At 70.5% G+C, this 4,386-nt stretch carries 5 protein-coding genes; 3 read left to right on the top strand and 2 right to left on the bottom strand.

Features of this window, described 5'->3' with window-relative positions:
* Nucleotides 1–144, bottom strand: a 144-nt coding sequence (locus tag ACFFNX_RS43405) for an SDR family NAD(P)-dependent oxidoreductase (RefSeq protein ID WP_378212093.1), incomplete at its 3' end; no start/stop codon positions are given.
* Between the two features lie 237 nt (nt 145–381).
* On the opposite strand from ACFFNX_RS43405, the gene ACFFNX_RS43400 reads away from it, so the two are divergent.
* Nucleotides 382–1,200 (top strand): SAM-dependent methyltransferase, encoded by an 819-nt coding sequence (locus ACFFNX_RS43400; RefSeq protein ID WP_378212091.1) that lies wholly within the window; start codon nt 382–384, stop codon nt 1,198–1,200.
* A gap of 106 nt (nt 1,201–1,306) precedes the next feature.
* Here the strand turns inward: ACFFNX_RS43400 and txtE are convergent, their stop codons facing one another.
* The gene (txtE, locus tag ACFFNX_RS43395; protein ID WP_378212090.1) at nt 1,307–2,527 is read right to left on the bottom strand and encodes a 4-nitrotryptophan synthase; all 1,221 of its coding nucleotides are present in this window, start codon (nt 2,525–2,527) and stop codon (nt 1,307–1,309) included.
* 231 nt (nt 2,528–2,758) lie between these two features.
* On the opposite strand from txtE, the gene ACFFNX_RS43390 reads away from it, so the two are divergent.
* The gene (locus ACFFNX_RS43390; RefSeq protein WP_378212092.1) at nt 2,759–3,814 is read left to right on the top strand and encodes an ABC transporter permease; all 1,056 of its coding nucleotides are present in this window, start codon (nt 2,759–2,761) and stop codon (nt 3,812–3,814) included.
* On the top strand, nt 3,811–4,386 hold a 576-nt coding region (locus tag ACFFNX_RS43385), incomplete at its 3' end, for an ATP-binding cassette domain-containing protein (protein ID WP_378212089.1). The genes ACFFNX_RS43390 and ACFFNX_RS43385, both read left to right, overlap by 4 nt.

Here is a 4,386-nt window from a genome sequence, read left to right as displayed (position 1 = left end):
CGCGGCGTCGGCGGCGGTCGCCTCGGCACCGGCCAGGTCCAGGTCGGCCGCGACAACGTGGGCGCCGGTGCCGGCCAGGCCCAGCGCGATCGCCCGGCCGATGCCGGAACCCGCCCCGGTGACCAGTGCGATCCTGTTCGTCATGAGGCCTCCTCGTCGATCGATGGACCGGCCGCCCGGCGTACGCGCGGCCGGTGCGCGGTGCGGGCCTCGTCCCGTACGCATGAACCGGCCTTCCCTCCTCCCGGCGGATCAGACTCCGCCGGGGGCGGCCGGTACGGAAGAGAGGCGTCCGACACGCGCCGCCGTGATCCCGTTATCCGGAAGGCGGGATGGACCGGGGCACTAACCTTCATACGGCAAGGAGCAAGGAGGTGACGGTTGTCCCAGCGCCGCGACTTCGCCGGCTTCCACACTCGGACACCGAACGAGGCACGGGTGGTCGACTACCTGCTGGGCGGCAAGGACAACTTCGCCGCCGACCGGGAGGCCGCCGAGCAGGCCGTCGCGGTCGCGCCGGAGCTGCCGATGATGGCGCTCGAGAGCCGCAGGTTCCTCGGGCGGGTGGTGCGCTTCCTCGCCGGCGAAGGGGTGCGGCAGTTCGTCGACATCGGCTGTGGCCTGCCCACCCAGAACAACGCGCACGAGGTCGCCCAGGCCGCCGAGCCGCAGGCGCGGGTGGTCTACGTCGACTTCGACCCGGTGGTGGTCACGCACGCGCGGGCCATCCTGGCCGACGACGTACGGACCAGCGTGGTCCAGGCCGACATGCGCGATCCCGGCCTGATCCTCGGCCATCCCGACCTGGTGCGGCTCATCGACCTGAGGGAGCCCGTCGCGATCCTGCTGGTCTCGGCGCTCCAGGCCATTCCGGAGGACGAGGTGGCGCTGGACATCGTCACCCGCCTGCGCGAGGCGATCTGCCCGGGCAGCTGGATGGTGATCTCGCATCCGGTCTCCGACAGCCGGCCCGACGTGACCGAGCAGCTCGCCACGATGTTCCAGAACGAGGAGATCGTCAAGGGCACGCGGCGCCGCGCCAACGTGCGGGCACAGGCCGAGATCGAGCCGTACTTCGACGGCCTGGACCTGGCCCCTCCGGGCATCGTCCGGATATCGGCCTGGCGCCCGGACGGGGGCACACCCGCCGTCGACCCGGAGACCGTGTGGACGGTCGCCGGGGTCGGCCGCAAACCCTAGGCCGCAAACCCTAGGCCGCAAACCCTAGGCCGCAAACCCTAGGCCGCGGATCCTGGGTCGCAGATCCTGGAAGATCCCTCCCTCCGAGGTGTGGCCGTACGGTCGCTCAGTCGAGTCCGAGCGGCAGGGACCGCAGGGACCTGAACTCCAGGTTGGGGTTCCACTCGGGTTCACCGGCCAGGCGGATCTTCGGGAAGCGCGCGAACAGCGCGGTGAAGAACCACCTGAGCTGAAGGCTGGCGATCTGCCGGCCCAGGCACGAGTGCGGCCAGGCGCCGAACGAGAGGTTCTTGTCGCTGTTCGCGCGGCCGAGGTCGAAGACGTTCGGCTCCGCGAAGACGCGGTGGTCCCGGTTCGCCGCGCCGAGGAAGATCGCGACGCACCGCCCCTTCTCGACCGGCACGCCGCCGATCTCGAGGTCCTCCTTCGCGACGCGCCACGTGAACTGGTTGGAGGCGTTGTAGCGCACCACCTCGTCGACGACGTTGTCGGCGCACGCCCGCTCGGTCAGGAAGCGCTCGATCTGGTCCGGGTTGCGGGCGAACGAGAGCATGCCGCTGCTGGCCGAGCCCGGGGTCGTGGGGGCGTACAGCGCGATGAGCAGCAGGACGAGCTGGTGAATCGCCTGCTCGAGAGTGGAGTCGGTGTCATCGTCCCCGGCGGAGGCGAGACGCGCGATGGCCGTGTCCGGCAGGACCCTGCCCCGGCGGCCCTGGAGCAGCTCCAGCACGTAGGTGTGCAGATCCGTGAGGTGCTCGAGCAGCCGGTCGAACTCCACCGGCTGGTCCTGCGGGCCGGACCAGTAGGTCATGAGCGCGTTCACCCGGGGGATGACGAAGTCCAGGTCCTCCTCGGGCACGCCGAACACCTGCACCGAGGTGCGCACGGGCAGCCTGAGGGCCAGCTCGGAAACGGCGTCGATCTCCGTGGCCTGCCGCGGAACGGAGGCGACCAGATCGGCCGCGACGTGCCGGATGACCTCGCGGTAGTGGTCGTGCGCCGCGCGGGTGAAGGCCGGCTGCGTCGATCTCCTCAGTGAGTCGTGCAACGGCGGATCGGTGTACATCATCACGTTCTTGGTGAACCGGTGATAGATGCTGTCGGGCGGCACGGTGCGGCCCTCGAACTTCACGCGCAGGACCTCGTCCATGCGCTCCGCCGAGAGCCGGGGGTCCTTCAGCGCGTCGGCGCAGTCCGCGTACCTCAGGACCGCCCAGGCCTGCAGGCCGTCGCTCCAGTGGACCGGCTCGCGTTCCGCCAGCTCGGCGTAGACGGGATAGGGGTCGGGGATGATGCCGGGATCGGCTAACCGCGATGATTCGTTCACGAGCGCACTCCTCGCAGGTCCAGCGCGGTGAGCGTCGTCGGCGTTGAGGATCACGCCGTGACCGTGGCTCCCGGCGCTGGGGTTGGGATGTGTTCGGGGTGTTGTCACCCTACGACTTTTCGGCATCAAGGGCGCTATCCGGAAGGATTGACGAAAAAATTCAACATACATAGAATTCAATGCCTGTTGAATCGGTGACCGGCGAATCCTGGAGGTCCCCCCGTGTGGGCCATGGTGACCAAGGAGTTCCGCCAGCTGCGGCGTGACCGGCGCACGCTGGCGATGATGATCGTTCTTCCCGTGCTGCTGCTGGTCGTCTTCGGCTATGCCGCCAGCTTCAACGTCGACGCGATTCCCACGGTCGTGGTCGGCCCCGGCGCGTCGCAGGCCGCCGCCTCCCTCCGCTCGCCGTTCGAGGTGACGCGGGTGGACGCCGGCGGGGACGAGGCTGCGGCGCGGTCGGACATCGCGCACGGCCGGGCCGTGGTCGCGCTGGTGACCCGGCCCGATGGCCTGTCGGTCCTGATGGACGGCACTCAGCTGTTCTCGGCCCAGGCCGCGCAGAGCGCCCTCGCGCGTACCGGGAGACTCGGTGCGTCCGCGCACGTCACGGTCCTGTACAACCCGCGCCTCAAGACCTCATGGATCATGGTGCCGGGCCTGGCCGGTCTCATCCTGGCGTTCGTCGGCACGGTGATCACCAGCCTGGGCGTCGTGCGCGAGCGTCAGGCGGGCACGCTGGAGCAGCTCGCCGTCATGCCCCTGCGCCCGTGGGACGTCATCGGCGGGAAGATCATCCCGTACTTCCTCGTGGCGGCGGTGGACCTCACCGCGATCGTGGTCGTCGGGAGACTGCTGTTCGGCGTGCCCTTCGCCGGCAACGTCGGCGTCTTCGCGCTCGGCGCGATGCTGTTCCTCCTCGTCACCCTCGGCATGGGCGTCCTCATCTCGACCGTCTCGCAGAACCAGGGGCAGGCCATCCAGCTCGCGCTGATGACCCTGCTGCCCCAGATCCTGCTGTCCGGCCTGATCTTCCCGCTGTCCTCCATGGCGGCCGGCGTCCGGTGGATCTCCTATGTCCTGCCGCTCACCTACTTCGTCCGGCTCAGCCGTGCCGTCATGCTGAAGGGCACCTCGATCACCGGACTGTGGCAGCCGCTCGTGCTGCTGGCCCTGCTGGGCGTCGCGGTCCTGGGCCTCGCCGTGCTCCGCTTCCGGCGCGACCTGGCTCCGGGCGGCGGCGACGGCGACACCGAGCCGGCCGTACGCGAGTCGGTGACCGCATGAGGTGGGGGCTGGACGGGGTGACCGTCCGGTTCGGCTCGCGTGTCGCGCTCGCCGGCGTGACCGTGCCGGCGGAGCCGTCGGGCGTGACGGTCGTGGTCGGCGGCGACGGCGCGGGCAAGACGACCTGCCTGCGGACGCTCGTCGGGCTGGTACGGCCCGACGAGGGGCGCGTGAGCCGCCCGGCCAAGACGAGGATCGGATACGTCCCGGCCACCGGCGGGCTCTACACCGACCTGACCGTCGAGGAGAACCTCGCCTTCGCGGTGTCGTCGTACGGGGTCCGCGGCGCCGACGTCGGCGCGATGCTCGACCGGATCGGCCTGGCGGCGGCCCGCAACCGGCTCGCCGACCGGCTGTCCGGCGGGATGCAGCGCAAGCTGTCCGTCGGGCTGGCGCTCATCCACGCCCCCGACCTGCTGGTCCTCGACGAGCCCACCACTGGCGTCGACCCGGTGAGCCGCATGGAGCTGTGGCGGCTCGTGTCCGGCGCGGCGGCGGGCGGCACCGCGGTGGTCGTCGCCACGACCTACGTCAACGAGGCCGAACGCGACGCCCGCGCCGTCCTGCTGGAC

Source organism: Actinoallomurus acaciae, assembly GCF_042429965.1.
Taxonomy (GTDB): Bacteria; Actinomycetota; Actinomycetes; order Streptosporangiales; family Streptosporangiaceae; genus Actinoallomurus; species Actinoallomurus acaciae.
The sequence above is the reverse complement of the archived record's forward strand: the minus strand, read 5'-3'. Positions and strand labels throughout refer to the sequence as shown.